At 64.1% G+C, this 25950-nt stretch carries 21 protein-coding genes; 12 read left to right on the top strand and 9 right to left on the bottom strand.

What is annotated here, in order from left to right:
- Positions 1 to 12 precede the first annotated feature (12 nt).
- From ACODRZ_RS18975 to ACODRZ_RS19005, 7 genes are all read left to right on the top strand, one after another.
- Positions 13 to 1305 (top strand): MFS transporter, encoded by a 1293-nt coding sequence (locus ACODRZ_RS18975; RefSeq protein WP_488971466.1) that lies wholly within the window; start codon positions 13 to 15, stop codon positions 1303 to 1305.
- Entirely contained in the window at positions 1302 to 2216 is a 915-nt protein-coding gene (locus ACODRZ_RS18980; protein ID WP_488971467.1) for a hydroxypyruvate isomerase family protein, read from the top strand. The genes ACODRZ_RS18975 and ACODRZ_RS18980 overlap by 4 nt, the downstream gene beginning before the upstream one ends.
- A 14-nt stretch (positions 2217 to 2230) precedes the next feature.
- The gene (locus ACODRZ_RS18985) at positions 2231 to 3079 is read left to right on the top strand and encodes a 3-keto-disaccharide hydrolase (RefSeq protein ID WP_488971468.1); all 849 of its coding nucleotides are present in this window, start codon (positions 2231 to 2233) and stop codon (positions 3077 to 3079) included.
- Entirely contained in the window at positions 3076 to 3639 is a 564-nt protein-coding gene (locus tag ACODRZ_RS18990) for a gluconate 2-dehydrogenase subunit 3 family protein (RefSeq protein ID WP_488971469.1), read from the top strand. The genes ACODRZ_RS18985 and ACODRZ_RS18990 overlap by 4 nt, the downstream gene beginning before the upstream one ends.
- The gene (locus ACODRZ_RS18995; protein WP_488971470.1) at positions 3636 to 4481 is read left to right on the top strand and encodes a sugar phosphate isomerase/epimerase family protein; all 846 of its coding nucleotides are present in this window, start codon (positions 3636 to 3638) and stop codon (positions 4479 to 4481) included. Before ACODRZ_RS18990 ends, ACODRZ_RS18995 begins: the two co-directional genes overlap by 4 nt.
- Positions 4482 to 4528: 47 nt before the next feature.
- Positions 4529 to 6211 (top strand): GMC oxidoreductase, encoded by a 1683-nt coding sequence (locus tag ACODRZ_RS19000; RefSeq protein WP_488971471.1) that lies wholly within the window; start codon positions 4529 to 4531, stop codon positions 6209 to 6211.
- A 118-nt stretch (positions 6212 to 6329) separates the two neighbouring features.
- Positions 6330 to 6749, top strand: a complete 420-nt coding sequence (locus ACODRZ_RS19005) for a Dabb family protein (protein WP_488971472.1) — start codon at positions 6330 to 6332, stop codon at positions 6747 to 6749.
- 297 nt (positions 6750 to 7046) lie between these two features.
- Here the strand turns inward: ACODRZ_RS19005 and ACODRZ_RS19010 are convergent, their stop codons facing one another.
- Together ACODRZ_RS19010 and ACODRZ_RS19015 are read right to left on the bottom strand one after the other, a co-directional pair.
- Complete coding sequence (locus ACODRZ_RS19010) at positions 7047 to 7964, bottom strand: Ros/MucR family transcriptional regulator (protein ID WP_488971473.1); 918 nt, start codon at positions 7962 to 7964, stop codon at positions 7047 to 7049.
- A gap of 298 nt (positions 7965 to 8262) precedes the next feature.
- Positions 8263 to 9972 carry an ATP-binding protein gene (locus ACODRZ_RS19015; protein ID WP_488971474.1) on the bottom strand — a complete coding sequence of 570 codons (1710 nt, stop codon included), beginning with the start codon at positions 9970 to 9972 and terminating at the stop codon, positions 8263 to 8265.
- Positions 9973 to 10180: 208 nt separating this feature from the next.
- On the opposite strand from ACODRZ_RS19015, the gene ACODRZ_RS19020 reads away from it, so the two are divergent.
- The gene (locus ACODRZ_RS19020) at positions 10181 to 11179 is read left to right on the top strand and encodes a formylglycine-generating enzyme family protein (protein ID WP_488971475.1); all 999 of its coding nucleotides are present in this window, start codon (positions 10181 to 10183) and stop codon (positions 11177 to 11179) included.
- Between the two features lie 52 nt (positions 11180 to 11231).
- Here ACODRZ_RS19020 and ACODRZ_RS19025 read toward each other — a convergent pair whose 3' ends face one another.
- The 5 genes from ACODRZ_RS19025 to ACODRZ_RS19045 form a co-directional block, all read right to left on the bottom strand.
- Positions 11232 to 12008 carry an SDR family NAD(P)-dependent oxidoreductase gene (locus ACODRZ_RS19025; RefSeq protein WP_488971476.1) on the bottom strand — a complete coding sequence of 259 codons (777 nt, stop codon included), beginning with the start codon at positions 12006 to 12008 and terminating at the stop codon, positions 11232 to 11234.
- Positions 12009 to 12109: 101 nt separating this feature from the next.
- Positions 12110 to 13207 (bottom strand): nuclear transport factor 2 family protein, encoded by a 1098-nt coding sequence (locus ACODRZ_RS19030; RefSeq protein ID WP_488971477.1) that lies wholly within the window; start codon positions 13205 to 13207, stop codon positions 12110 to 12112.
- On the bottom strand, positions 13204 to 13950 hold the full coding sequence (locus ACODRZ_RS19035; protein ID WP_488971478.1) for a glucose 1-dehydrogenase: 747 nt from the start codon (positions 13948 to 13950) through the stop codon (positions 13204 to 13206). The genes ACODRZ_RS19030 and ACODRZ_RS19035 overlap by 4 nt, the downstream gene beginning before the upstream one ends.
- Positions 13951 to 14000: 50 nt before the next feature.
- The gene (locus ACODRZ_RS19040; RefSeq protein WP_488971479.1) at positions 14001 to 16274 is read right to left on the bottom strand and encodes a TonB-dependent receptor; all 2274 of its coding nucleotides are present in this window, start codon (positions 16272 to 16274) and stop codon (positions 14001 to 14003) included.
- 159 nt (positions 16275 to 16433) lie between these two features.
- A complete protein-coding gene (locus ACODRZ_RS19045) occupies positions 16434 to 17771 on the bottom strand; it encodes an aromatic ring-hydroxylating oxygenase subunit alpha (RefSeq protein WP_488971480.1) in 1338 nt (445 codons plus the stop codon).
- 475 nt (positions 17772 to 18246) lie between these two features.
- Between ACODRZ_RS19045 and ACODRZ_RS19050 the strand changes: the two genes are divergently transcribed.
- Positions 18247 to 21333 carry a TonB-dependent receptor domain-containing protein gene (locus tag ACODRZ_RS19050; protein ID WP_488971481.1) on the top strand — a complete coding sequence of 1029 codons (3087 nt, stop codon included), beginning with the start codon at positions 18247 to 18249 and terminating at the stop codon, positions 21331 to 21333.
- Between the two features lie 333 nt (positions 21334 to 21666).
- On the opposite strand, the gene ACODRZ_RS19055 is transcribed toward ACODRZ_RS19050, so the two are convergent.
- Positions 21667 to 22581 (bottom strand): LysR family transcriptional regulator, encoded by a 915-nt coding sequence (locus ACODRZ_RS19055; protein ID WP_488971482.1) that lies wholly within the window; start codon positions 22579 to 22581, stop codon positions 21667 to 21669.
- A gap of 124 nt (positions 22582 to 22705) precedes the next feature.
- On the opposite strand from ACODRZ_RS19055, the gene ACODRZ_RS19060 reads away from it, so the two are divergent.
- The 3 genes from ACODRZ_RS19060 to ACODRZ_RS19070 all read left to right on the top strand — a co-directional run bounded on the left by ACODRZ_RS19060 (position 22706) and on the right by ACODRZ_RS19070 (position 24944).
- On the top strand, positions 22706 to 23554 hold the full coding sequence (locus ACODRZ_RS19060; protein ID WP_488971483.1) for a type 1 glutamine amidotransferase domain-containing protein: 849 nt from the start codon (positions 22706 to 22708) through the stop codon (positions 23552 to 23554).
- A 65-nt stretch (positions 23555 to 23619) separates the two neighbouring features.
- Positions 23620 to 23916, top strand: a complete 297-nt coding sequence (locus ACODRZ_RS19065) for a putative quinol monooxygenase (RefSeq protein WP_488971484.1) — start codon at positions 23620 to 23622, stop codon at positions 23914 to 23916.
- A 14-nt stretch (positions 23917 to 23930) separates the two neighbouring features.
- Positions 23931 to 24944 (top strand): aldo/keto reductase, encoded by a 1014-nt coding sequence (locus ACODRZ_RS19070; RefSeq protein ID WP_488971485.1) that lies wholly within the window; start codon positions 23931 to 23933, stop codon positions 24942 to 24944.
- A gap of 35 nt (positions 24945 to 24979) precedes the next feature.
- Here the strand turns inward: ACODRZ_RS19070 and ACODRZ_RS19075 are convergent, their stop codons facing one another.
- Positions 24980 to 25885 carry a LysR substrate-binding domain-containing protein gene (locus ACODRZ_RS19075; protein ID WP_488971486.1) on the bottom strand — a complete coding sequence of 302 codons (906 nt, stop codon included), beginning with the start codon at positions 25883 to 25885 and terminating at the stop codon, positions 24980 to 24982.
- Between the last annotated feature and the right edge of the window lie 65 nt (positions 25886 to 25950).

Genomic DNA, 25950 nt, shown 5'->3' on the forward strand with positions numbered 1-25950 from the left:
AGAGAAGCCGACATGACGGACATCAACCGGCGCAAACTATTCTGGCTGGGCGTCCTGGCGCTGTTCACCGCCTCGATGAGCGCATCGCTGCGCGCAGCCGTGGCAAGCAGCCTGAAAGCAGAGTGGATCGATCCGGTGACCCCCATCACGGCCGGGGAACTGATCGGCGCGGCGCTGGGATCAGCCTTCCTGGGATTTTCGATAACGGTTTTCGTTGTGAGCGCCCTGCTCGACAGGCTTGGAATACGTCAGGTACTGATTGGCTGCGGCATCGCCTTTCTGATCGGAACGACGCTTGTCATTGGCGCTGGAGCAATGGCTGGTGGCATGACCGTCTATCATCTTGTCTGGCTGGGCATGCTGTCGAGCGGCATCGGCTGGGGCTTTGCCGAGGCCTCGATCAACCCGCTGACCGCCCGTCTCTATCCGGAGGACACGACGCACCGGCTGAACGTCCTGCATGCCTGGTATCCCGGAGGTCTCATCGTCGGCGGACTGGCCGGCGTGTTCCTCGCGCCGCTGCTGCCGTGGCAGGCGATCATGGCGCTGGTCTATCTGCCCGCCATCGGCGTCATCCTGATCGCAGCGACCACCCGCTTTCCAGCCCCACCCCAGCCCGTTGGCGATCGGGGCATGAAGGACATGATGCTCGAAGTGTTCCGCCGGCCCAGCTTCTTCATCTGGTTCGGCGCCATGTTCCTGACCGCCTCGTCCGAACTGGCGCCCGGACAATGGCTCGACGTCGCGCTCAGCAACCGGGTCGGAATGCGCGGCATATTGCTGCTTGTCTATGTCAGCGCGCTGATGTTCGTCTTCCGCCATTTTGCAGGGCGTATCGCGGGCCGCCTGTCCAATCCCGGCCTGCTGTGGGTTTCCAGCCTGCTCGCCGCGATTGGCCTGTTCATGCTGTCGCGGGCACAATCTCCCGCATCCGCCATCCTCGCCTCGACCGTCTGGGGGCTTGGCGTGTGCGCCATGTGGCCGACCATGCTGGCCTCCGTTGCGGAACGCTATCCGCGCGGCGATGCCTGGGCGCTTGGGCTGGTCGGTTCGGCTGGCGCGCTTGCCAGCTTCTTCGTGCTGCCGCGCCTGGGCGAGATGTTCGACCTGGCCAAGGTGGAACTCGCCGGGGGGCCTGAGGCATTCACCCGCCTCGGCGGCGATGCCCTGCGCGCAGTGGAGGACGCCGCCGCATCGCAATCGTTCGCCCGTCTTGCTTTCGTGCCCCTGTGCCTTCTGGTCGTGTTCGGCGCGATCTGGCTGGCCGATCGACGAAGCGTTCACCGCAAGGAGGCTGCGGCGTGAAGGTGTCCCGCCGAACCATGATGGCGACGGGCCTTACCGCAGCCGCGGCACCTGATCTGGCCTTCGCCGCCGGCAAGGGAAGCTCGAACGCCGCGCGCTTTTCTCTCGGCTATGCGCCGCATGAAGGCAGCTTTGCCAGCCGCGGCGGGCTGCTGGAACAGATCGCCTATGCCGCCGGCCAGGGCTTTCGCGCCTGGGAAGACAACGAGGCGCGCCAACGACCGCCCGAGCAGCAGGAGGCGATGGCGCGCACGCTTGCACGGCACGGCATGATCATGGGTGTATTCGTGGCCAGCATGCCGAAATGGGCGGATTCGCGCCCCATCCTGGGCGGCGACGACGCTGCCGACCGGGAAGCGTTTCTCGCCGACATCCGCGCTTCGGTCGAAGTCGCCAAGCGGCTCAACGCGAAGCACATGACCGTCGTCCCCGGCTTCATGGATCGCAAGGTTCCCGAGGAGATACAGACGGGGCGCATCATCGACTGCATGCGTCGGGCCGGCGACATCGTCGCGCCGCATGGACTGGTGCTGGTGATGGAGCCGCTCAATACGCGCACCAACCATCCCGGCGTCTACATGCGCTCCATCGCACAAGGCTATGCAGTCGCTCGCGGAGTGGACAGCCCGGGCGTCAAGATTCTGGCGGACCTCTATCACGAGCAGATCCAGTCGGGGAACCTGATCCCCACGCTCGACACCTGCTGGCCCGAAGTCGGGTATATTCAGTTTGGCGACAACCCCGGCCGCAAGGAGCCTGGCTCGGGCGAGATCAACTACGCCAACGTCGTCCGCTGGCTGCGCGCACGCAATTATGGCGGCGTCATCGGCATGGAACATGGCAATTCGCTGGCCGGGCGAGAAGGCGAAGATCGACTGGTCGCCGCTTATCGCGCGATCGACAGGACATGAACGGGAGCGCAAACATGAAAGCCATTCGCATCGCGATCGCCGGTGCCATCCTGATCGGCGCACCGGCGCAATCCCAAGGTCCGCAGTCCCAGCCTCCGACATCGGACAGGCCGGGTTTCAAGGACACGCCGATCCTGCCGGGCGGCAAGTGGCATGTGCATGACCCCGACCGTCCCGCACCGGCCGTGGTCACTCCCGCTGCGAAGGCCGGCGGCGTACCTTCGGACGCGATCGTCCTGTTCGACGGGACATCGATGAACGCCTGGCACGGTGAACGGGGGCCGTGGACGCTGGACAAGGGCGTGATGACGGTCCCGTCACGGGCATCGAGCGGCGGCGAAAACAACCTCATCTCCAGGCAGGAGTTCGGTGACGTCCAGTTGCATCTGGAGTTCCGGTCCCCCAATCCGCCGACCAAAAGCTCGCAAGATCGCGGCAACAGCGGGATCTGGTTCATGCAGCGCTACGAGGTGCAAATCCTCGACGGCTATCGCAACGCCACTTATGCCGATGGCACGGTGGGTTCGGTCTATGCCTGGAAGCCGCCGCTGGTGAACCCGTCCCGTCCGCCGGGCGATTGGCAGAGCTACGACATCATCTTCGAGCGGCCGCGCTTCGCCGCCGATGGACGCCTGCTGCGCCCCGCCTACGTCACCGCGATCCTCAACGGCGTGCTGGTGCAGAACCATCAGGCAATGCTGGGAACGACCGCCTGGCGCAAGGTCGCCCGGTACCAAGCCCACGCGGACAAGGCGCCGATCCAGTTGCAGGATCACGATAGCCCTGTGTCGTTCCGCAACATCTGGGTCCGGCCGCTGCCGGAGGATGCCATCTCGCAGGATCTGAAGGGAGCAGAACAATGATGGATCGCAGATATGCTCTGGCGGGCATGGTTGCCATGTTCGGCGCCGGGTTGTTCGCCCCACTGGCGCGCGCGGCCGGCATGATCCCGCCCGGCGCCGTCATTGATCAGGGCGCGCCCGGCCTGCAGTTGTTCACGCCCGACCAGCGCGCGCTGATGACCGCGCTGTGCGAGCGGATACTGCCCGCGACAGATACGCCCGGCGCGATCGAGGCCGGCGTTCCCGCGTACATCGAGAAACTGCTGGCGGACTGGTCCGTGGCGGAAGACAGAGATCCGATCCTCATGGGCCTGGCGGAGATCGATGCGCGCTGCTGGCAGGATTACAAGGTGTCGGCAGTACAGGCATCACCGGAACAGCATGACGCCCTCCTCACCCTGGCGATGAACGATGAGATACCCAAGGGCGAGGAGTTCTTCGAGGCGTTCCGACAGATGGTGATCACCGGCTATTACACGTCCGAGATAGGGATCACCCAGGAACGCGAATACCTGCCGGTCCCGGGCGAATACAACGGCGCCTTCCCCTATTCCCAAGTCAACAAGGTCTATTCCGCATGATCCTCGACCGTCGTTCCATGATGCTGGGCGCAGGTGGCATGGCCGCGCTCGCTGCCGTACCCTTTCAGGCCAATGCCGCCCGGGCAGGCAGAATTCCCACCATCGGCCTGCAACTCTATACGGTGCGCAACCTGTTCGCAGCCGATCCGGTCGCCACTCTGGAGCAAGTCGCCCGGGTCGGTTACCGTGAGGTCGAATTCGGTGGCGGGGGCTATGACGCCATGGATCATGGGCTGCTGCGCGCCGCCATGGACCGGTTGAACCTCAAATGCCCTTCGCTTCACATCGGTTACGACGCACTGCTCGAGAAGTTCGACACCAGCGTGACGATGGCCAAGACGCTGGGCGCGACAACCGTGGTCCTTCCCTACATGGTCGACAAGTATCGCAATGCAAAGGCCTGGGACGCCGCACTGGTCAACATCAACCGCTTCGGCCAGCAACTCAAAGCCGCTGGCCTCGACTTTGCCTACCATAATCACGACTTCGAGTTCACGATCAGGCCCGACGGGATCAGCCTGTTCGACCGGCTGACAAGGGCTTGCGACCCACGGCTGGTGAAGATCGAACTGGACCTGTACTGGGCCGTCCATGCCGGACAGGATCCGAAGGCGCTGATCCGCAGCCTGGCGGGCCGCATCTACTCCTATCACGTCAAGGACATGCGCGCCGACCGCAGCATGACCTCGGTCGGCAGCGGCACGATCGATTTTGCCGGTATCTTCAAGCTCAACGGCGTCGCCGGCGTGCAGCATTTCTATGTCGAGAATGACGAGGCCCCGCCCCCCTACATTCCCGACATTACGAAGAGCTTCGAGACGCTGCGCTCCCTGCGCTTCTGACCCTTCACCTTCTGTCTCTGACATAAAAGCTCCAGGAGAGGATCATCATGGCTTCGACGGACAGGTTCGATGCGATCGTCATCGGTTCCGGAATCAGCGGAGGCTGGGCGGCCAAGGAACTGACTGAGAAAGGGCTCCGCGTCCTCATGCTCGACCGTGGCCACATGGTCGAGCATGGCGAGGATTACACGTATGACGGCAAGCCCGCATATGAAGTACCTGCCCGCAACATCATGCCCGACCAGCTTATGCAGAGCGACTATTTCATCGCCCGGCACGGCTATGTGTCCCCCAGCAACCAGGCGTTCTACAACAACGACCGGCTGAACCCTTACGACTACGCCTCGGGCAGCAAGTTCTACTGGATCCGGCCCGGCGCGGTGGGCGGAAAGTCGCTGATATGGGGACGATGGAGCTTCCGCTGGAGCCCGGCCGATTTCGAAGCGAACAAGCGCGAAGGCATCGGCGGCGACTGGCCTATCCGCTACGAAGACCTGTCTCCGTGGTACAGTTATGTCGAGAAGTACATCGGCGTATCGGGCTCGCGCGAGAAGCTGCCTTATCTGCCCGATAGCGAGTTCCAGCCGCCGATGCCCATGAACATCGCGGAAAAATGGATGAAGCAGCGCCTCGAATCCCAGTTCCCCGGCCGCAAGCTGATCAACGCCCGCCTCTCCAACATGACGGAAGACAAGCCCGAGCAGAACCGCACCAAATGCCAGCTGCGCAACCAGTGTTCGAACGGCTGTTCCTTCGGCGCCTATTTCTCGACCCAGGCCGTGACCCTTCCCGCTGCACGAGCCACGGGGCGCCTGACACTGCGCCCGAGCGCCGTAGTTACCAACCTCGACTATGATCCGGCCACGAGGCGCGTGACCGGCGTGCGCTTCGTGGACACGAAGACCGGCCAGGCGGAAACGGTGACCGCGAGACTGGTATTCCTGTGCGCTTCCACAATGGCTTCCACCCAGATCCTTATGAATTCACGCCCCGAAGGAGGCGAGAGGAGCCGTTTTGACAGCAGCGGTACGCTGGGCCGCTACGTCATGGACCATATCTTCCGCGTCAACGTCAAAGGCGACATCCCGGGCATGGAGGAGTTCATCGAATATGGCAGGCGGCCGGGCGGCGTCTACGTGCCCCGTTTTCGCAACAATGCCGATGGCGAGGACGTCGGCTTCAGGCGCGGCTACGGCTATCAGGGCAGCGCCTACCGCGAACCTTCCAAGCCCGTCGGGTTCGGCGCATCGATGAAGGAAGGCATGCGCCGATACAGCGGATGGAAATTCGGCATGGGCGCATTTGGGGAATGCCTGCCCTACGAGGATAACCATATCGCGCTCAATCCCGACAAACGTGACAAGTTCGGCATGCCGCTGGTGCAGTTCAACGTCACCTTCCGCGACAACGAGATGCGCATGATGGCCGACGCGCGCGAACAGGGCGAACACATGCTGCGCGCGGCAGGCCTGACCAACGTGACCAGTTCGGTGAAGGAACATGTGCCGGGCGATGCCATTCACGAAATGGGCGGGGCACGCATGGGGGCCGATCCACGCTCCTCGGTGCTGAACAAGTGGAGCCAGGCCCATGATGCGGCGAACCTGTTCGTTACAGACGGATCGCAGATGGCGTCGATATCCTGCGTCAATCCGTCGTTGACCTTCATGGCGCTGACCGCACGGGCAGTCGATCACGCCGTCAAGGAAATGAGGGCGGGCAGAGTCTAGGTCCGGCACAGGCTGGTGGCGATACGAAGGGACATCGGCGTGACGATCCGCGTCGTCGCGCAGAAGGCCGCCTGATGCATAACCTGCGCTATCCTGCGCCCTATCGAAGGAAAAGACCATGGAAGCGAGCAGAAGAGAAATGGCAGCGATGATGGCATTGGGCGGCGCCGGGATCGCCCTTTCCCCCGCCAGGGCAGCCACACCGACAGGTTCGGCGGCGACTCTGGTGCATCACGTCTTCTTCTGGCTCAAGCACCCGCGTTCCCAAGCCGATCGTGACCTGCTTGTCGAAGGTCTGCGCACCTTGCACGCCATCCCTGTCATTCGCGACCTGCAGATCGGCGTCCCGGCGCCTACCGAGGAGCGTTCCGTCGTCGACGCAAGTTACGACGTGTCGGAACTGATGTATTTCGATAGCGCGACCGACCAGAAGATCTACCAGGATCACCCGGTGCATCAGGCATTCGTCAAGCAATGCGAACATCTCTGGCAGAAGGTCGTGGTTTACGACATGCAGATCATTCCGAGGCAAGATTAGTGACGGCAACCATGCTGTCACCTTGCGAGTGCAGGAAATGCCTGCCGCGACGATCCCTGGACCGGGGCGCCTGTTACCGGTGCCGGATCGGAACTTGACCGAGAGCGTGGCCCGGATGCTGCGCGGCGGCTTGCAGCAAAGCTGGTCATCGGCACCGTAGCCCGACTGCACGGCCTTGGCATTGACATCGGCGACGGGCGGTGCCGATGGGGATCACGCTCTTGGCAAAGACGTGCTCCGAATGGGCAGGGCCGTAAATAGGCGCCCCCGCCATTCGCGCGATCCCCGATATCAAGCTTACTTGGAAGTGCGCGCATCGGCCAAAGGCGGTACGTCCTTCGGAGCACGCGCCACCCGCCTTGCCCGCCGCGCCTTGCCGTCGGTCTTGGCAGGTGCCACGTCGGCGGGCGCTTCAGAAACCGTTTCAGCGGCCTCACCGCCCTTGAACAGCCCGAGCTTGCCACGGCGTTTGGCCACCGGCTTCGCCGTCTCCGCCACGGAACCGGACACCGCCTTCCTTTCCGGTGTCGGCTTGGCAATCGCGTCCTTGGTCGCCCTCGGCTTAACGTCCTTCGACTTGACCACTGCCTTCTTCCGGCGCGGCGCTACGGGCTCCGCCGCCGCCACATCGGGGGACGTGGCGACAGAACGGACGGTTTCCGGTACATCGCTGTTCTCTGCCGCCTTGCGCGGCTTGCGCTTCGTTGCCGGCTTTGCCTTCACGGGGACGGCAGCATGCACCTCGGGAGCGGCGACCTCCGTTCCGGCCTCGGTCGATATGCCTGCGATGGCAGCGCCGGAAGGTGACTTGCCCTTGTTGCCAAGACCAATCTGTTCGGCAATTTCGCGACGACGCGCTGCGAAAGTGGGCGCGACCATCGGGTATGTCGCAGGCAGGTTGTAGCGCGTGCGATACTGTTCCGGGGTCAGCCCGTTACTGGCCAGATGGCGCTTGAGCGTCTTGTACGGCTTGCCATCGATGAGACTAAGAATGTGGTCGGGCGAGGACAGACTTTTGCGCACCGAAACCGCTGGTGTGTAAGTGGGTGCTTCGGGCTCTACTTGCGCCGGTGCGGCGTCGTCGACGAGCGCCTTGCGGGTAGTTCGGATCAGGCCAGCAAGATCGTCCGCAGCAACGGTGTTGTTTGAGAGGTATGCGCTCAGGAGTTGTACAGTCAAAGCGGCAATATCGGATGTGGTTTCAGTCTCAGGCATCGATCGCGCCCTCTCTCCATCGGTGTTGCGTGAAGTTCGGCTGTTGCCGGATTGACAAGGTGCTCAGGCATCGCCGCAATTGCAATGCCTTTCAAGGTGAAAGGCTTCGATTGCACAATACCGGGACATGTTCGACGCAATCCATTGGCCATGTGCCAAGTCGTGCGCTGTCGCCGGCCGCCTTCCCGGAGCCGGAATGCCAGAGGCGTGACCCGCGGACAACGGCCCCGGCACCAAGGGCCACCCTTGCTGCTCCGGGCTTCGCAAGGTGTGATCGCAATGACGAACCGAAGTCAGGTCATCCTGCCTTGCGGATCAAGGTCAGGCCGGTGCCGTCGTCCAGCAGGCGCAGGCCTGGCTGGCCAGCAACGATATCCCGGAAGCTGTTGAAGCGCGGCGGCTTGAGCAGATAGCCAGCCGCGCCCAGTTCCGCCGAACGTCGCTGGTCGGGCTCGTGGTCAGACCCGCTGCACATGATCACCGTGATTTCTTCAAGCGCCTCGTCGTGCCGGATCTGACTGAGCAGGCTGAACCCGTCGATATCAGGCATATTGATGTCGAGAAGGATCAGATCCACACCGTTCCCCGGGTCCGACAGGATACGGTGCGCCTCGCGACCGTCGCGCACGCTGCGCAGGTTGCAGCGCAGGCGGGGGCGGCGGAACAACGCCATTTCCGTCAGTTCGAGATCGGCCTCTCGGTCATCGACGATGAGGACTGTCGCCACCTCGGAGGAATCGGCCCGTTCATCGACCCGCGCCGCATCGCCGGGTTGCTCGGCCTCTTGCAGCGAGAATTGGAAGGTCGCTCCTAACCCCGGCGCAGACAGGCAGGCGATCCGGCCGCCATAGAGCGTGACGATGCGCCGACAAATCGCCAGCCCGAGCCCGGACGCATCGTTGCGGTGGACCAGCCGGCGGAAGGGCTGGAAAATCTGCTCGCGCTGTTCCTCGGGGATGCCCATGCCGTCATCGCTGACGAAGAAAGTACTGCGGCCGTCGACGATCTCCTCGCCGATGGTGACCGTCACCCCCGGCTTGTTGTGCAGGATGGCATTGCTTATCAGGTTCTGGAACAGCTGCCGCAGATGGACCGGGTCCGCCATAACTCCCGGCAGCGGACCATGCACTATCGTGGCGTCGCGCTCTGCGATGATGCGGGCGAGGTTCCCGCGTACATCGGCGATCACGTCGGCCAGCATGCATAGCGAATGCTCCGACCGCTCGGGCGCGTCGAGCCGGGTGTACTGCCCGACCGAATCGATCAGCGACCCCATCCGCTCGGCCGCTTCGCCGATGTAGCGCAGATAGGTTTCCTCCTTGTCCTGCGGCCCCTGCCGCAACAGTTCGGAGAACGCGATCAGTGTTCGCACCGGCTCTCGCAAGTCATGGGCCAGCGCGCGGGTGAACACGCCGAGGCTGGTGTGCTGGTCGCTGATCCGCAGCTTCTGCTCCTGCAACGTGCCCACCATGGCCTGCAGACGCATGTAGAGTTCGGCGTTCTCCAGCGCCACGGATGTCGTATCCGCCAGCGCCTGCAGGATAGACAGTTCCTCCGGCGAGGGTACGCGGTGGTCCGACCAGTAATTGCCGATAGCCCCGATCGGAGCGGTGCGACGGATCGGCATCATCGCCAGGCTTTTCACGAAAGTGGGGCGATAGGCTTCGACCGGGACCCTTGGATCGGCATAGACGTCGGGGATCACCACGCTGCGCGCATTCAACATCGCCCAGCCGCTGACACAGACGCTCATCGGGAAGCGCCGCCCCTTCCACAAAGGGGCGATGGCGTTTTCCTCGACGTAATAGCACTGGTCGCCGTCTCGCAGCACGAAGGTCGCGCCGTCCGCCCCGGTGAGACTGCGCGCCGCCTCGCGCACCACGGCGGTGACGGCGTCGAGATCGCGCGCACGGGACAAGTCCTGCACCACTCCGACGAGCCTCTCCATGGCCGCGACATAAGCGCCCGAGGCATTGTCAGGATCGGCAGGTGTCGGATCGGCATCCATCGCGTGCGCCCTTTCATTCTTACGGAAATGGGTCCGGGCTTCGTGGATATTCTCCAGACATTGCCGCCACTTTAATCGAGGCTAGGCACATTCGCGGATGGCCTCTGGCCCTGATGCTGACGGATCGCTACACCTCCTCGACCCCGGTCTTCGATCGGGAAGGCATCCCGGCCAAATTGCGCAAGGGCGGCGACGAATAGGGCAAGAGATGGATACCGACCACCAGACCGCACCGGAACAGGCCGCTGCGCCGACTGGCATGACCTGGATCGCGGGCGGCGCCTTCACGATGGGCTCCGAACGCTTCTACCCGGAGGAAGCCCCGCTGCGCCGGGTTTCCGTGGACGGCTTCTGGATCGACACCGCGCCTGTCACCAACCGCCAGTTCGCCGCCTTCGTCGAGGCAACCGGGTACACGACAGTCGCCGAGATCGCGCCTGACCCCAAGGACTATCCGGGTATGCTGCCTGGCATGGACCGTGCCGGATCGCTGGTGTTCCACAAGACCACGATGCCGGTGGACACATCCAATCCCGGCAACTGGTGGCGCTTCGAATTCGGCGCCGACTGGCGCCATCCGCTCGGCCCCGACAGCGACGTCGACAGCCTCGGCCTATGGGATCACCCCGTCGTGCAGGTCGCCTATGCGGACGTCGAGGCCTATGCCAGGTGGGCGGACAGGGATCTGCCGACCGAAGCCGAATTCGAGTTCGCAGCGAAGGGCGGGCTGGACGACGCCGACTATGCCTGGGGAAACGAACTGGCGCCCGATGGCGCGATGATGGCGAACTACTGGCAGGGACTGTTCCCCTTCGCCAACCAGATGCTCGACGGGTGGGAACGAACTTCTCCGGTCGGCACCTACCCCGCCAACGGCTACGGCGTGCTCGACATGATCGGCAACACATGGGAATGGACTTCGGACTGGTGGAGCGACAAGCCCGATTTTCCGCGCAAGAAGACAGGCCAGTCGTGCTGCACCGTCAGCAATCCCCGCGGCGGCAAGCTGAAGGACAGTTTCGATCCCGGCCAGCCGCACGTGCGGATCGGCCGCAAGGTGCTCAAGGGCGGATCGCACTTGTGTGCGGCCAACTATTGCCAGCGCTACCGGCCGGCGGCGCGCCATCCCGAGATGATCGACACCGCCACGTCGCACATCGGGTTCCGCTGCGTGCTGCGCCCGAACGCCCGAGCCGTGCAGCCATGATCATTCGCCCCGGATCGAAGAGCGTCTGATCCCTCCCGGTCCCGACCAGTCCCTAGGCGGCGCTGTATCCTCCATCGACGTGGATGGCGTCCCCATGCACGTAGCGCGCCGCACTGGAGGCGAGGAATGCCACCGCCTCGGCGACTTCGGCAGGTTCGACGAAACGGCCCATGGGGTTGCCCGAGGCTACGCCTGCACGCAGTGTCTCCACCGGTGTGCCGCCCATGATGCGCGAATAAGTGGCGAGGATGTCGTCCATCATGGCGGATTCGACCACGCCGGGATGGACCGAATTAACCCGGATCGGCATCTTGAGCGCAGCGAACTCCACGGCCGCCGCGCGGGTCAGCATTCTTGCGGCAGCCTTGCTCACGCAGTAGGCGGCGCTGAATGCGGCAGGCCGGTCCGACGCACCGGAGCACAAGTTGACCACCGAGGCGCCGCCGGCCCGCCGCGCGCCGCTGCGGGTCAAAAGCGGCGAGGCGAGCTTCAGGCCCAGGAACATGCCTTCCACGTTCACCTGCTGACAGCGGCGCCAGTCCTCCAGCGCCATCGCATCGATGCGCTCCATCGGCGCGATCCCGGCGTTGTTGACGAGAATGTCGAGCGCGCCGTGGCGGTCTTCGACGGCGGCCAGGGTCTCCGCCCAGCTTGCCTCGCTGGTGACGTCGAGAGGCAGGAATTCGCCGGAAACGCCGGACCGCGCGCGCAAGTCGGAGCGCACGACCAAGGCCCCCCGTTCCTCGAGCAACCGGCAAACCGCCGCACCGATGTCGCCGTTGGCGCCGGTCACCAGCGCGACCGCGCCATCCAGTCTGGTGGCATCCATGGATCGTCTCTCCCTTAGTCTCACCGGCCCGCAATCGTGCCTGCAAGCCATTCTGCGCTGCGCCGCCGAGGCAGTTCAACTGGCTGAAATGACGGCCCGTCTCAGGTACATGCCAGCGTGTAGACCGGGTCCGCCTTGCCGCGCGTTCCATGCAGGTCAAGCGCCGCGTACATCCCGCCGGTCATGTCGCGCGTGCTCGGCTCGGAGCGCAACCAGTCGAGCACGAAAGTCCGCTCGGCGATACGCCAGACGCCTTCGCGGCGCTCGAAGCGATCGATGTAGCGCCCCCCGGTAAGAGTATCGGTCCTGTCTTCGCCGCGCGAAGTCGATACGGCGATCACGTAAGTCTCCCCGACGGCACCGTCGCCGTCGATCTCGATCCACTGATTTGCGATAGAATGAAAGGTCTGCTCGAACGTCGCCTCGGCGAGCTTGCAGATTTCGGTGGCGAAGGTCGGGCCATCGCCGTTGAACGCCCCGCTGACTACGGTGCTGTCCTGGTGGAATATACCTGCCAGGAGTTCCGGGTCGGCGCGATCCACGCCCCGGCAGTAGGCCATGGTGAGGTCGGCGATCTGCTGGCGAGAGATCACCGCATCGATCGTGCTGTCGTCATAGGTCATCAGTCGGGTTCCTCTCGTCATATTGCCAGAGGCGGCATTTCGGGCCTTTGCCTGCGCGAGCAGCGCAATTCCGGCGTCGGCGCTGCCGTGACCACCGGTCGGCACGTGACCGCCGAGCGGGCCGAGACCGGGCAGCGGCAGTCCGCCCGTCCAGTTGACGCTGGTGTCGAGCACATACGTGCGGTGGCTGATCCGCCAGCGGCCGTCGCGACGTTCGTGGCGATCGAGGTAGCGGCCGCAGATCAGGTGCTGGGTCGCCGGGCCACTCTCCCCTGCGCTGGAAGCATAAGCCATGATGTAGCTTTCGGACGCGGCGCGCTCGCCCTCGACCTCGATCCACATCTGCGCGGTGCGGTGCAGCGTAACCGGGGCGGCCTTCTGCGCGCCCGCCAGGATCGTCGCGAACTCTGCAGCGGGGCCGGCGTAAAAGCGATAATCGACGGTGCCGCCGGAATGATAGCAGTCCGCCAGCAGGCCAGCGTCGGCACGGTCCACGCCGCGACTATGCTGCGCCAGACGATTGGCGATCGCCTGCCGGTCGGCGACTTCCGCGATTGTCATCCTCACTGTGTTCACCCCAGGGTCTCCCCGTTGTCGATGACGATATGCGTGCCGGTGATCTGGCGCGATTCCTCTGAGGCGAGGAACAGGACCAGGTTGGCGACGTCCTCAGGACGTCCCTGTCCGTGGGCATTGACCTGATCGAGTCCGGCATTGTCCTGCGGTAACTGGTCGAGCGCCTGCCGCGTCATCGGCGTGTCGTGTGCGCCCGGAGCGATGGCGTTCACGCGGATGCCATAGCCCTGCTCCCGGCAATGCACCGCGACGCTGCGGGTCAGCGCGATGACCCCCGCCTTGGCCGCGCTGTAGGCGGGAATCGCGCTGATCCCCTTGAGCGCTGCCACCGAGGCGACGTTGATCACCGAGCCGCCGCCTCCCTTGGTCATATGGGGCAGCGCGCTCTTGCAGCCGAGGAAACAGCCTTCGACCATGACCTGCATCTGCAGTCGGAAGATGTCGAGGTCGCAGTCCTCGACATTGCCGAAACGCACCAGTCCGGCGTTGTTCACCAGCACGTCGAGCCTGCCGAACCGGGCGATCGTCTGCGCGACCACATCCTGCCACTGCGCCTCGTCACGCACGTCGTGCCGGAGAAACAGTGCGTCCGGGATCGATGCGGCAACCTCTCCACCGAGATCGGCCTGCAGGTCGGTGATGACGACTTTGGCGCCCTCCGCCGCCAGCAGCCGGGCATCGGCCGCGCCAAGGCCGGAGGCTCCCCCTGTGATGAGGGCGACTTTACCTGATACGCGGTTCATCCTGCTCTCCCACTTCGTCGTCCGGGGGTGAGCCCGGACGACGGCATCCATCAGAACTCGAAGTTTACCGAACCGCCCCACTGCCGCGGCGGCGCGTACCCCGCGAGCCCCGCATAGCCGGGACTGTCGTAGACGGTTGAAAGATAGCGCGAATCCAGCAGATTGGTCGCCCACAGGCCCACCGACCATGCGCCGCCTTCAGGCTTGTAGGTCAGCGAGGCATCGACAAGATGCGTGGGCTGGATCTTCGAGCGCGGCGTATCGAGGATCGCGGTGTAGTACTTCGAACTGGTGTAGGTATAGCTGACATCGCTGACGAGTTCGGCGCCATTGCCGAGCGGGATCACGAAGTTCGCCCCGAAGCTGGCGTTCCACTTGGGCGCATTCTGCAGGCGGTAGCCCTCCAGATCGATGATCTGGCCCGAGAGCGGATCGCCGTAGAGAAATTCCTTGTACTTGGCATCAAGGTAGGCAAGCGAAGCCCGCAGGGTCATCCCCTCTACCGGGACGGCGGTTGTCTCCAGTTCGAAGCCCTTGATCTCGGACTTGCCGGCGTTGAGGATTCGGTTCCCCTGCGTGCTGGTATCGGCGTCGAAGTAGATTTGCGCCACCTGCATGTCGCGGTAGTTGGTATAGAACGCCGCCAGGTTCACGCGCAGGTGCCGGTCGAGGAAGTCGGCCTTGATGCCTGCCTCGAAAGTATCCACCTTCTCCGGATCGTAGGGCGTGTCGCCGTCCGCCGGAACGCCGACGCGCGCGGTGAAACCGCCCGACTTGAAGCCGCGCGCCCAGCTTGCGTAGAGCAGGGTGTCGTCGGCGACTTCATAGTCGGCGCCCAGCTTCCACCCGACGTTGTTCCAGCTCTTGGTCCCGCCCACGGTGAAGCTGCCGATGACCGTGTTGCCCACGCCGGTGTAGTTCGACCCCGCCGGATCGCCGATGCTGGTGATGAGGCTCGGCGTCGATTCGGTCTTCTCGTGCGAATAGCGCAGACCAGCCTGCAGCTTGAGCCTGTCGGTCGCCTGCCAGTAGGCCTGCGCGAAACCTGAGATGGAATAGTTGTCCTGATCCTGCAGGTTTGTCTGCAGGAGGCCGGGTGCGGCGAACTGCAGGCGATAGGCCTGGATGTGGTCGTAATGGTTCTTGAGGTAGAAGCCGCCGACAAGGACGTTGAGGCTGTCGGTCAGTTCCAGGTTGGTCCGCAGTTCCTGGCTGAATTGCCAGCCCTCGGTACGGCGGTAGGTGTCGTTGAGGAACAGCGGAGTGCCGTCCTGATCGGTGTACTCACGCAGCTTGAAATGCTTGTAGCCGGTGATCGCGGTCCAGTCACCGAGGCCGGTGTTGCGCCAGTTCATAGTAAGCGTGCCGGAATAGGTATCCATGTTGGACTGGTCGGGCACCGAGTTGTTGGCACCATAGTACTTGTCCGGCGCGATGCACATGCCGGTGGTGGCGCAAGGACTGGTGTACATGCCTCCGGTGCCCGGTCCGGCAGTGCCGGGCGCTACATAGAGCAGTTCACCCGTCCGCGCGCCGTTGATGACGATGGGCGAACCATTGCGGGCGTTGACGTATTCGCCCTGCAACGTCGCATCGAAGTTCGAACCCGGCGTGAAGCGCAGATAGGCACGAACGGCGTCGAGGTTCTTGCGGCCGAGGTCCGAGCCATCCACCACATTGGTGACCCAACCCTTGCGCTGCGTGTGAATGCCCGCGACCTTGAGCGAGAGCACGTCCTCGACCAGCGGAGCCTCGATCGAACCGGTCAGATCCATGCGGTTGTAATTGCCGTACACCGCCTTGACATGCCCGCCGAACTCTCCGGTCGGCTGTGTGGTAACGACATTGATCACGCCGCCGGTGGTATTTGCACCGAAGAGCGTTCCCTGGGGACCGCGCAGCACCTCGATGCGATCGACGTCGTAAAGGTCGAGCAACGCGCCCATCGAGAAGAACTGCGGCACGCCGTCGACGACGATGGACACCGTATTGCCAGCGTAGGGATCGGGCTCGATGACGCCGATGCCGCGCACCGTGAAGACCGCGCTTTGCGGCGTATTGGCGAAATTGTCTATCTGGACGTTGGGTATCTGGCCCTGCAACGCCTGCAGCGAGGTGCCCTGCGTGGCAGCGAGCGCCTCGCCACCGACCGCGGTGATCGAGATCGGCACGTCCTGGATGTTCTCGGACTTCTTCTGCGCGGTAACCACGATCTCCTGGATGCCGCCCTGCTGTTCGGCCTCCTGCGCGAATACGGCATGCGGCGCGATCAGCGCCGCCGCGCCGAGCGCGAGCGGCGAACTTGCATGGAGCCATTTCATCATCTTCGTTCCTCCCTTTACATTTATGTTCTCTGGACGCGGTTCACCGTCAGCCCGGCACAGGCCCGGATCGTTGGTAGTTGGATCAAAACTGGCCGCGAGATGCCCGGAGGCAAGTCCGGCTGTGTCACGGCCTGCGGTCCCGGCCTCGCCGGGATGGCGTCAGCGCCGCCCCTCCAGATAGTCGTTCAGCACCTCGTGAAAGAAGCGCACGCGCGTCTCCTGCGCCGCCAGATAGGCGTCGGTATAGCCGCGCGAATACATGCCTTTCTGCTGGCCTTCGGCAAGCAGCATGTCCTGGTAAACGATCTGGTCCCTGATCTCCGGCACACCGCGGCCGTTGTCGAAGGCCCGGTGCTGCATCTGCGCCTCGCGCAGCGGCTGGGGGCCGGCCATGATCGATTCCACCACCGTCTGCCCCTCGACCGGGAAGGCCATGCACCACAGGTCGAAGGTGCACTTGTTGGGGTCGGTCGGGTGCGGCTCCGTGCGGAAGAAGATCAGGTTGTCCGGAAGGAAGCTGATGGTGACGTTCGGGAACATCACCGTGTGCGGGCTGTCGGTGATCTCCTCGTCGTCCATGTGCTCGTAATGGACGTAGCCGCGCTCCTTCCACAGGCGCTTCTTGGCGGCCTTGAGATCGAGCCAGCCCTGCATCGCCTTGGTTTCATAGTCCGGGTAGGAATCCGGATCGATGTCCCAGGCTTTCAGAATCATGTCGAAGGGATGGTCGACGCCTTCAGGCAGGCGGTCCGAGAGCGAAGGGCGCATCGGCTGTACGGTGCGGCCATGGCCGTTCGCCCACATCTCGTGACGAGCGGTGTCGACGTCCTGGTCGATCCATGGCGGAACCTGCGGGTGCGCTGTACGGGTGTGGTAGCTCTCGGAGAAGTTGTCGGTCGCGAACTTCCAGTTTGTTTCCAGGTCGATCTTCATCCAGAACACGCGCACGGCGGTATCCATCGGATAGTTCTTGTAGAGGTCCGGCATCGGCGACAGGAATTCGAGCAGTTCCGGGGCATTTTCGTCCATCGTGTACCAAACGAAACCGCCCCAGGTGGCGCAGCGCAGTTCCTTGAGCTTCAGCTTCCCGCACGGGTTGCCTTGCGGGAAGTCCTGCGGATCCTGAGCGTAGTTCAGGACGCCGTCCTTGCCCCAGACCCAGCCGTGATAAGGGCACTGGAACGAGTCCTGCGAACTTGCGTCCCAGACCAGACGCATGCCGCGGTGGCGGCACGAGTTGTAGAACGCCTTTATAGAGCCGTCGTCCTGCTTCACGCAGAACACCGACTCGTTCATGAAGTTGTGGACCACGTAGTCGCCCGGCTCCTCAAGCTCGGCCGTGCGGCCGGCGACGTGCCAGATGCGGGTCCACATGTGATCCCATTCGCGCTGCATGAATTCGACCGAGGTGTAGCGGTCGCCGGTGATCGGGTCGCCGCGAAGATTGTCGGCATTGCGGCCGTCGATCATCAGCGCGTCGATGTCTTGCCTTCCCATCTCTGCTCCTTTCAGGACCTCTGCCGGGTCCGTCTCGTCGCGGCGCAGGATAACAAAACTGGTCGATCGACCTACCTGATAAAACTGTCAGGAGCCGCTGCCACGACTCCAGACAGCGTAAACCCTTGCTCCTTTGCACCGGGCACGGGCACATCGCCCTGGCTGCAGGCGCAGAGTGCCGGTGAGAACGCGAGAAAGGCGGCCGAAGCCGGCCAGCAAAATGGCCTCATGCCCTCGGCGGCGCGATTGACCTTTTTCGCCGCCGACCAGGATTGTTGCCCATATGTCACGCAACAGCAATATTTTGACATATTGAGGAAATGATATTTGAAATCGCCTGTTGAGCCGAGCAATGACCCGCCGTCGGCGCTCCCGTGAGCGCTCACCCACCCCCCCCCGGCGGCATCTGCCGTCCCCCTCGGAGCGGATTTGGTCACGCAAGCCGTCCCGGGTCATGGACAAGGAACGACATCCAGTGAAATCCCCCCGCCTTAAGGCCGCGCTGTGCTGCGCGTCCGGCCTTACTGCATCGATTCTTCTGATCGGCACCGCGCATGCGCAGGACGCTGCAACCCCGCCGTCAGCAGATGCAGCCGAAGAAAACACGATCGTCGTCACTGGCTCGATCACCCGTAACCCGGCGGCAGCAACCGCCTCGCCGGTCGTCTCGGTCACCGCCGACGACCTGACCAAGCGCGGCATCACCACCGTTTCCGACGCCCTCCAGACGTTGACGGCCAACAACGCGGGCACCATCCCCGCCAGCTGGTCGGCCAACGGCTTTACCACCGGCGCCACCGCGCCCTCGCTGCGCGGCTTCAACAACGCCTACACGCTGACCCTGTTCGACGGCATGCGCACCGCGTACTACCCCCTTGCGGACGACACCCAGCGCAACATCGTCGACATCAACTCCATCCCGAGCAGCTCGGTGCAGAGCATCGACACGCTGCTTGACGGTGCCTCGGCGACTTACGGCTCGGACGCGATCGCCGGCGTGGTCAACGTCATCACCAAGCGCCAGGTCCAGGGCCTGCACCTCGACGGTTCGATGGGCATCTCGCAGCGCGGCGACGGCGGCGAGCAGCGCATCAACGCCACATACGGCTACGGCGACCTGAACGAGCAGGGCTTCAACATCTACGCCAGTGCTGAATACCAGCACAACGACTCGCTGTACCTGCGCGATCGCAAGGGTCCGTGGAGCACCGCCGACCAGAGCAGCATCTGCGGCACCGCGGAACAGGGCTGCCTGAACAACGGCATCCGCAACGGCATCCAGGCGGACGGCAGCTACAACGGCTTCCAGTCCACCACCATCAATTTCGGTCAGGCGACCCAGACGACCATCGACGCAAACGGCAATTACGTTCCGGTCTACAGCACCGGCGACAAGCCGGCTCTGCTGTACACCGGTCCGAACCAGCTGCTCAACGCCGCGGCCGGTTGCGGCAACCTGACCGCCGTGACGCTTACGCCCGAACAGCAGGCTGTCGGCCGTAATGCGAACAACGGCGTCAACACCGCACCCTCGGTCGTCTGCCAGCAGGACCTGGTCAACGACTACAGCATGTACACGGCGGCAACCACCCGCAAGGGCGCGTCGGTGCGTGGCACCGTGAAGGTGGGCGACAACGCCGAAGCGTTCATCGCGCTCAACTACTACAACGTGAAGACCGCCAACGAGACCGTGAACTCCTCGTGGGCGGGCCAGACCGCGGCCGGCGGCACCCAGGTCACCGCGACCAACGTGTTCCTTCCGGTATACGTCTGCCCCACCGGGACCGCATCGGTGGTCGGCGGCAACCTGCTGGCGACGGGCTGCAATGCCTCGAACGGCACGCTCAACCCGAACAACCCCTACGCGGCGCAGGGCCAGCTTGCCCGTCTGGTCGGCATGCCCGATCAGCCGCGCAGGACCTTCACCAACGCCAAGACCTATCGCGCCGCAGCGGGCATCAACGGCAGCTTCGGTGACGGCTGGAACTACTCGGTCGGCGCGACGGCTTCGGAAGTCACGCTGGACGTCAAGAATACCGGCTATATCTACCTGCAGGGCCTGATGGACGCCATCGCGCAGGGCACCTACAACTTCGTCGATCCCTCGGCCAACTCCGCAGAGGCACGCCAGCAGATCTTCCGCGACCAGAACAAGCGCGCCACCTCGAAGCTGGCGCAGGTCATCGGCACGCTCAGCAAGGACGTGTTCGAACTGCCGGGCGGCATGGTCAACGTGGCCGTCGCGGGCCAGTACCGCTACGAGTCGATCAACAACCCCAGCTCGAACGCCCCGAACGACGACAACCCCTATGCACGCTACTACGGCATCAACGCCGTGGGCGTGAAGGGCCACCGCGACGTCTGGTCGGCCTCATACGAAATCGCCGTGCCGATCGTGGACCAGTTCCGCGTGAAGCTTGACGGTTCATACGATCACTACTCGACCGGGCAGGAGAATTTCTCGCCCAAGTTCGAGGCAGAGTTCAAGCCGATCGACCAGTTCAAGCTGCGCGGCACGTTCTCCAAGGGCTTCCGTGCGCCCAACCTGAACGAATCGTTCCAGCTCCCGGCAACCGGCTACAACAACGCGCAGATCGTGTGCACGCAGGCGCTCTACGCAGCGTTCTGCGATGCCCACAAGAGCAATCCGGCCTATTATGCAGGCACGTATTCGCCCGGCACCACCTCTTCGGGCAACCCGGACCTGAAGGCCGAGAAGTCCACGTCGTACACCTTCGGCGCGGTGCTCCAGCCGACGCACAACCTGACGTTCACGCTCGACTACTGGCATACCAAGATCAAGAACCTGATCACCAGCATCAGCATCAGCGAAGTGATCTCCCAGTACTACAGCAACAACGGCGTGGTGAACATTCCGGGCGTCACCGTGACCCCGGGCCAGCCCGATCCGCTCAACCCCACGGCACTGCCGTTGCTGGGCCTGGCGAGCAGCTCGTTCCGGAACCAGAACGCGATGCTCGGTTCGGGCCTCGACTTCTCGGCGGATGCACGCATCTACCTGAGCGACAAGATCACCTGGCAGAGCAAGGCCAACGCATCGTACCTGATCCGTCTCCAGCAGGAGAACGCGGACGAGGAGCATACGGTGTGGCGCTATGACGGCTCGCTTGGCGGCTGCAACCTGACCTCGTGCTCTGGCGCTCCGCGCTTCCGCATGACCTGGCAGAACACGCTGGACTTCAACGACAAGGCCAGCCTGACCCTGACGGCCAACTACACCAGCGGCTATTCGTCGACTTCGGCGGACGCCGGCGGCGTCTACAAGGACTGCACGCAGAGCGGCGCCAACGGCCAGCTCCTCACCTACGACAACGGCGATCCGGTACAGTGCCACGGGCCGAGCACCTTCGATCTCGACGCCCATGGCGAAGTCAAGGTTGCCGACCAGTTCAAGCTCTACTTCGACGTCCTGAACGTACTTGACGGCAAGCCCAAGTACGACCCGAACGCCGGATACGGGCTGTACCAGTTCAACCCGGCCTGGCAGGATCGCCTCTTCATGGGCCGTTACCTGCGCGTCGGCGCGAAGGTCGACTTCTAAGCAAGGCATGCCCCGGCCCTCCTGTTGGGGAGAGCCGGGGCCAGCCTGACCTGGAGCCTGAATTTTCACCCCCAAGGCGAAATCAGGCGTCCTGTGCAGGCCCATAAATTCACGAGGTGACCGTTCCTGCCTGCCGCCGGACAGCCGACGAAGGCGGGAACGCGAAGCGGGGCCAGGGATAGGTCCCTTGTTCCTGGCCCCGCTTCGCAATCAGTTTCCCTCGAAATCTATCGCGAACCAGCCTTACCGGGCTGTGCCCGAATTGGCCGGTCCTTCCAGACTGAAGACGTCACCGTGCCTGCATTTCGAGGACGCCTGCCGCGCCCTGCCCGGTCAGAAGGCACCTCCTGCTCCGAGCCGACGAACGACGTCGGTGATCAATGATCGCAGCCAGCGATGGGCCGGGTCGTGGCGGTAACGGACGTGCCAGGCCATCTGGACCGGGAAGGTGCCGAGATCGACCGGAGCGGGAAGCACTTTCAGCCGCGGATCATGTCTGAGCCGACTACAGATCAGTCGCGGCAAGGTAGTGCAGTAATCGGTCACCGCGACCATCTCGGCCACCGCGAAGAAGTTCGTTACGGAGATCGCCACGTCGCGCTTCAGCTGCTGCTGGGCCAGCGCCTGAAACACGCCGCTGCGGATTCGGCCGGGCGGCATCACGTTGACATGGCGCAGCCGCTCGAACTGCTCGCGGGTGATGGCATCGCCGACCTCCGGATGATCCGCACGCACCACGCATTCCAAGCTCTCGTCCATCAGGTGCTGAACGACGAGATTGTCCGGCGGATCGACGATCCGGCCAAGCACCATCGCCGTCGTGCCGGATATGGCCCCGGTTTCGGTCAGGTCATTGCCATAGGGGGTAAGGCGCAGCTTGATGCCCGGCGCCACCTCGGCGAGTTTCGCGACGATCGCCGGGACCAGCACGAACTCGACATAGCCGTTGGGTGCGATCGTGAAGAGCTGCTCGGCCCGCGCGGGATCGAAATCCTGCTGGCCGAGCACCGCGTCATCGAGCCGGGCAAGCGCCTCGGCGACTACCGGCGCCAGTTCGAGAGCGATGGGAGTCGGCTGGATGCCGTAGCGCTCGCGAATGAAAAGCTGGTCCTGCAGCATGGCCCGCAGCCGGCCGAGCGCATTGGAGAGAGCCGGCTGCGTCATGCCCAGGCGAACGGCGGCGCGGGTCACGTTGCGCTCCTCCATCAATGCCACGAAGATCGGCAGCAGGTTGAGATCGTAGCGCATCCAGTCATCATCTCATCGGTATATCTAAAATCCAAGAAATAAAGTTCTGGAATGGCCGCGAACACGTCATCTTCGGGGCATCGGCGGATCGTCGCCGGATGCTGGAAATTCGAAGGAGGTTCAGATGACCAAGGGTAAAGTGCTCGTAATTGGCTCCAACGCCACGCAGATCGAGGTCCGGGGTGGCCATGGCGCGACCGACGGCGCTGCTACCGGATACGCTGCTACCGGATACGCTGCTACCGGACAGTATCTCAACGAAACGGTGGTGCCGGCGATGGCGCTGATCGCCGCCGGTTACGAACTCGTGCTCGCGACGCCGGATGGCACCAAGCCGATCATCGACCCGGCATCGGATTCCGCCATGCACTTCGAAGACGACGTGGCGGCCTATGAGCAGGCGAAGGCGTTCTACGCGGACGATCCGTCGATGAACGAAGTGCGCACCCTGCGCGCCGTGATCGCGGAGGGCCTGGACCAGTTCGCAGGCGTGTTCGTGCCGGGTGGTCAGGCGCCCGTGATCGATCTGATGCAGGACGCCGAGACCGGCACGATCCTGCGGCACTTCCATGCGAAGTCCAGGCCGACCGCACTGCTTTGCCACGGCCCTATCGCCCTGGCTTCGGCGATGGCGAATGCGGTGGCCTTCCGTGCCGCACTGGTTGCCGGAGATGATGCCGGTGCACGGGAACTGGCTGCGGACTGGCCTTATGCCGGCTATCGGATGACGATCTTCTCCGCCTCGGAGGAAACCTATGTCGAGGAGCAGGTGCTCAAGGCCAGGCTGTATTTCTCCATGCCGCAGGCGCTGAGCGATGCAGGCGGTGAGGTGATCGTCACGCCGGTCGACTTCGAACCCCACGTCGTCATCGACCGCGAACTCATTACCGGGCAGAACCCCCGCTCGGACCACCAGGTCGCGCGGGCCTTGATCGAAGCGCTCGACCGGGCCTCGCAAGAGACAGGTGCTTGAAGACACGTATGACCGGCGGGGCACTTCGCATCCGCCCCGCCGGACCGCCAGCAAGGACAGGAACGATGACCGATACCATCAAGATCATGGCAATCCTCACCGCCAGGCCCGGCCAGGGAGAAGCGCTGCGCGCGCTGCTCGACGGCATGATCGCCCCCAGCCGGGCCGAACCGGGCAACCTGCGCTACGACCTCTGGGCCGACCAGGCTGCGCCCGACCGGTTCGCTCTCGACGAACTCTACAGGGACAAGGCCGCGATCGAGGCGCACCGCGCGAGTCCGCACTTCCAGAATTACCTGTCGCACATCAACGACCTTGCCGATCGCGTCGCGCTGACGCTCGATCCGCTGGCGGTCGCCTGAAAGGACCCCTGACGATGGCTCTCCAAGATATCCTGCCGGGCAAGCTCGGCTTCGGTGCCGCGCCGCTAGGCAACATGTTCCGCGACATTCCAGAGGACGAGGCGCTCGCCACGGTCGAAGCCGCCTGGAACGACGGTATCCGTTACTACGACAACGCGCCCTTCTACGGCGCCGGCCTTGCCGAACTGCGCATGGGCGAGGCACTGGCGGGCAAGCCGCGCGACCAGTACGTCATCAGCACCAAGGTCGGCCGCATCATCCTCGACGAACTGGAGGACGTCAGCGCCCGCCAGCAAGGCGAAAAGTCCGGGGTGTTCGCCCATGGCCGCGCCAATCAGATCGTCAACGACTATACCTACGACGCGACGCTGCGCTCGATCGAGGACAGCCTGAAGCGCCTGCGAACCGACCATATCGAAATCGCCTTCGTCCATGATCTCGCCCAGGACTTCTGGGGCGATCTGTGGCTGGCGAAATTCGAGGAAGCGCGCACCGGCGCATTCCGGGCGCTCGACCGGCTGCGGGATGAAGGCACGATCAAAGCCTGGGGCCTCGGCGTCAACAAGGTCGAGCCGATCGAACTCGTGCTCGGCCTCGAGGAACCGCGCCCCGACGCCTTCCTGCTTGCCGGTCGCTACACCCTGCTCGACCATGGCCATGCGCTCCAGCGCGTGATGCCGCTGGCTGCTGCGCGCGGGGCCGGGATCGTGGTCGGCGGGCCTTACAGTTCAGGTGCGCTCGTCGGTGGACCCAACTTCGAATATGCTCCGGCGACGCCCGAGATCCTCGACAGGGTCGCACGGATCAAGGCTATCGCCGATCGCCACGCGATCAGCATGAAGGCGGCCGGGCTGCAGTTCTCGCTTGCCAATCCGGCGGTTGCGGCGGTGATCCCGGGCGCCAGCAGGCCGGGCCGCATCGCCGAGGACAGCGCGGCACTCAAGGAGACGGTGCCGCTGGATTTCTGGCGGGAAATGCGCGTCGCCGGGCTTGTCGATCCGGCCGCTCCGCTGCCGGGTGGTGCCTGAGACACGGCTGGAATATCCGCGCGCGGGCCTGTGCCTCAATCGGGGCTCAGGCCATCGCGTGGAAAATTGGCGGCCAGATGATCGATCAGGGCGCGGACCGCAGGCGGCAGTCCGCGCCGGGTCGTGAAGACCAGATGGACGATGCCCTGCAGCCCGCGCCATTCGGGCAGCACGCGCACCAGCGTTCCGGCGCGCAGTGCGTCGCGGCAGACATGATCGGGCAGGATCGCCACCCCCAGCCCGGCAATCGCGGCGTCGCGCACGGCCGCCATGTCCTCGCACCCCATGCGCGGGACGACACGGACCGCCTGACGCGCGCCGCCTGCCGATTCCAGGCTCCACTCCAGATCGTCGGCCGCGTCGTCCGTGGCGAGGGCCGGAACCGCAGCAAGCTGACCGACCGTCCCGATCCCGCTCGCCAGTTGCGGTGCCGCGACGAGAATGCGGGTCGACGTGCCCAGCGAGCGCATCGTCAACGCGGCATCGCTGGTCAGGCTGACACGCACGCGCAAGGCCAGATCGATCCGCTCCTCGATCAGATCGACGGCGCGGTCGGTCGCGACGAGCTGCAACCGGACCTTGGGATAGCGCGCCAGGAACGACGCGATCAGACCGCCGATCGGCGCCACCATGCCGGTCGGGCAACTGAAACGGACCCGCCCATGCGGCTCGGCCTGCGCTTGCAGCACCAGTGCTTCGGCCTGCTCCGCTTCCGCCAGGATCGCCCGGCAGCGTTCGTAGAAGGCCTGTCCCGTGTCGGTGACGCGAAAGCGACGGCTCGACCGCTCGATCAGACGCATCCCCAGACGTGCCTCCAGACCGGCGATGCGCCGGCTCAGCTTCGACTTCGGTTCACGCAGGGCGCGGCCCGCCGGAGCGAACCCGCCATGCGCGACGACCTCGGCGAAATAGGCGTAGTCGTTCAGGTCTATGCGCATCATCGTTCCTCCTGTGGAACGCTAAGTGCCACATTTGCCGACTACAGGCATCATCGTTCTCGCTGCAT

The organism is Novosphingobium sp. FG90, from assembly GCF_057808725.1.

Excerpts from the sequence above, each read along its gene's own strand:
- ACODRZ_RS19035 (WP_488971478.1), bottom strand. The coding sequence starts at position 13,950 with ATGAACCGCGTATCAGGTAAAGTCGCCCTCATCACAGGGGGAGCCTCC.
- ACODRZ_RS18995 (WP_488971470.1), top strand. The coding sequence starts at position 3,636 with ATGATCCTCGACCGTCGTTCCATGATGCTGGGCGCAGGTGGCATGGCC.
- ACODRZ_RS19000 (WP_488971471.1), top strand. The coding sequence starts at position 4,529 with ATGGCTTCGACGGACAGGTTCGATGCGATCGTCATCGGTTCCGGAATC.
- ACODRZ_RS19065 (WP_488971484.1), top strand. The coding sequence starts at position 23,620 with ATGACCGATACCATCAAGATCATGGCAATCCTCACCGCCAGGCCCGGC.
- ACODRZ_RS18975 (WP_488971466.1), top strand. The coding sequence starts at position 13 with ATGACGGACATCAACCGGCGCAAACTATTCTGGCTGGGCGTCCTGGCG.
- ACODRZ_RS19040 (WP_488971479.1), bottom strand. The coding sequence starts at position 16,274 with ATGATGAAATGGCTCCATGCAAGTTCGCCGCTCGCGCTCGGCGCGGCG.
- ACODRZ_RS19070 (WP_488971485.1), top strand. The coding sequence starts at position 23,931 with ATGGCTCTCCAAGATATCCTGCCGGGCAAGCTCGGCTTCGGTGCCGCG.
- ACODRZ_RS18985 (WP_488971468.1), top strand. The coding sequence starts at position 2,231 with ATGAAAGCCATTCGCATCGCGATCGCCGGTGCCATCCTGATCGGCGCA.
- ACODRZ_RS19075 (WP_488971486.1), bottom strand. The coding sequence starts at position 25,885 with ATGATGCGCATAGACCTGAACGACTACGCCTATTTCGCCGAGGTCGTC.
- ACODRZ_RS19020 (WP_488971475.1), top strand. The coding sequence starts at position 10,181 with ATGGATACCGACCACCAGACCGCACCGGAACAGGCCGCTGCGCCGACT.
- ACODRZ_RS19060 (WP_488971483.1), top strand. The coding sequence starts at position 22,706 with ATGACCAAGGGTAAAGTGCTCGTAATTGGCTCCAACGCCACGCAGATC.
- ACODRZ_RS19045 (WP_488971480.1), bottom strand. The coding sequence starts at position 17,771 with ATGGGAAGGCAAGACATCGACGCGCTGATGATCGACGGCCGCAATGCC.
- ACODRZ_RS19015 (WP_488971474.1), bottom strand. The coding sequence starts at position 9,972 with ATGGATGCCGATCCGACACCTGCCGATCCTGACAATGCCTCGGGCGCT.
- ACODRZ_RS19005 (WP_488971472.1), top strand. The coding sequence starts at position 6,330 with ATGGAAGCGAGCAGAAGAGAAATGGCAGCGATGATGGCATTGGGCGGC.
- ACODRZ_RS19025 (WP_488971476.1), bottom strand. The coding sequence starts at position 12,008 with ATGGATGCCACCAGACTGGATGGCGCGGTCGCGCTGGTGACCGGCGCC.
- ACODRZ_RS19055 (WP_488971482.1), bottom strand. The coding sequence starts at position 22,581 with ATGCGCTACGATCTCAACCTGCTGCCGATCTTCGTGGCATTGATGGAG.
- ACODRZ_RS18990 (WP_488971469.1), top strand. The coding sequence starts at position 3,076 with ATGATGGATCGCAGATATGCTCTGGCGGGCATGGTTGCCATGTTCGGC.
- ACODRZ_RS19010 (WP_488971473.1), bottom strand. The coding sequence starts at position 7,964 with ATGCCTGAGACTGAAACCACATCCGATATTGCCGCTTTGACTGTACAA.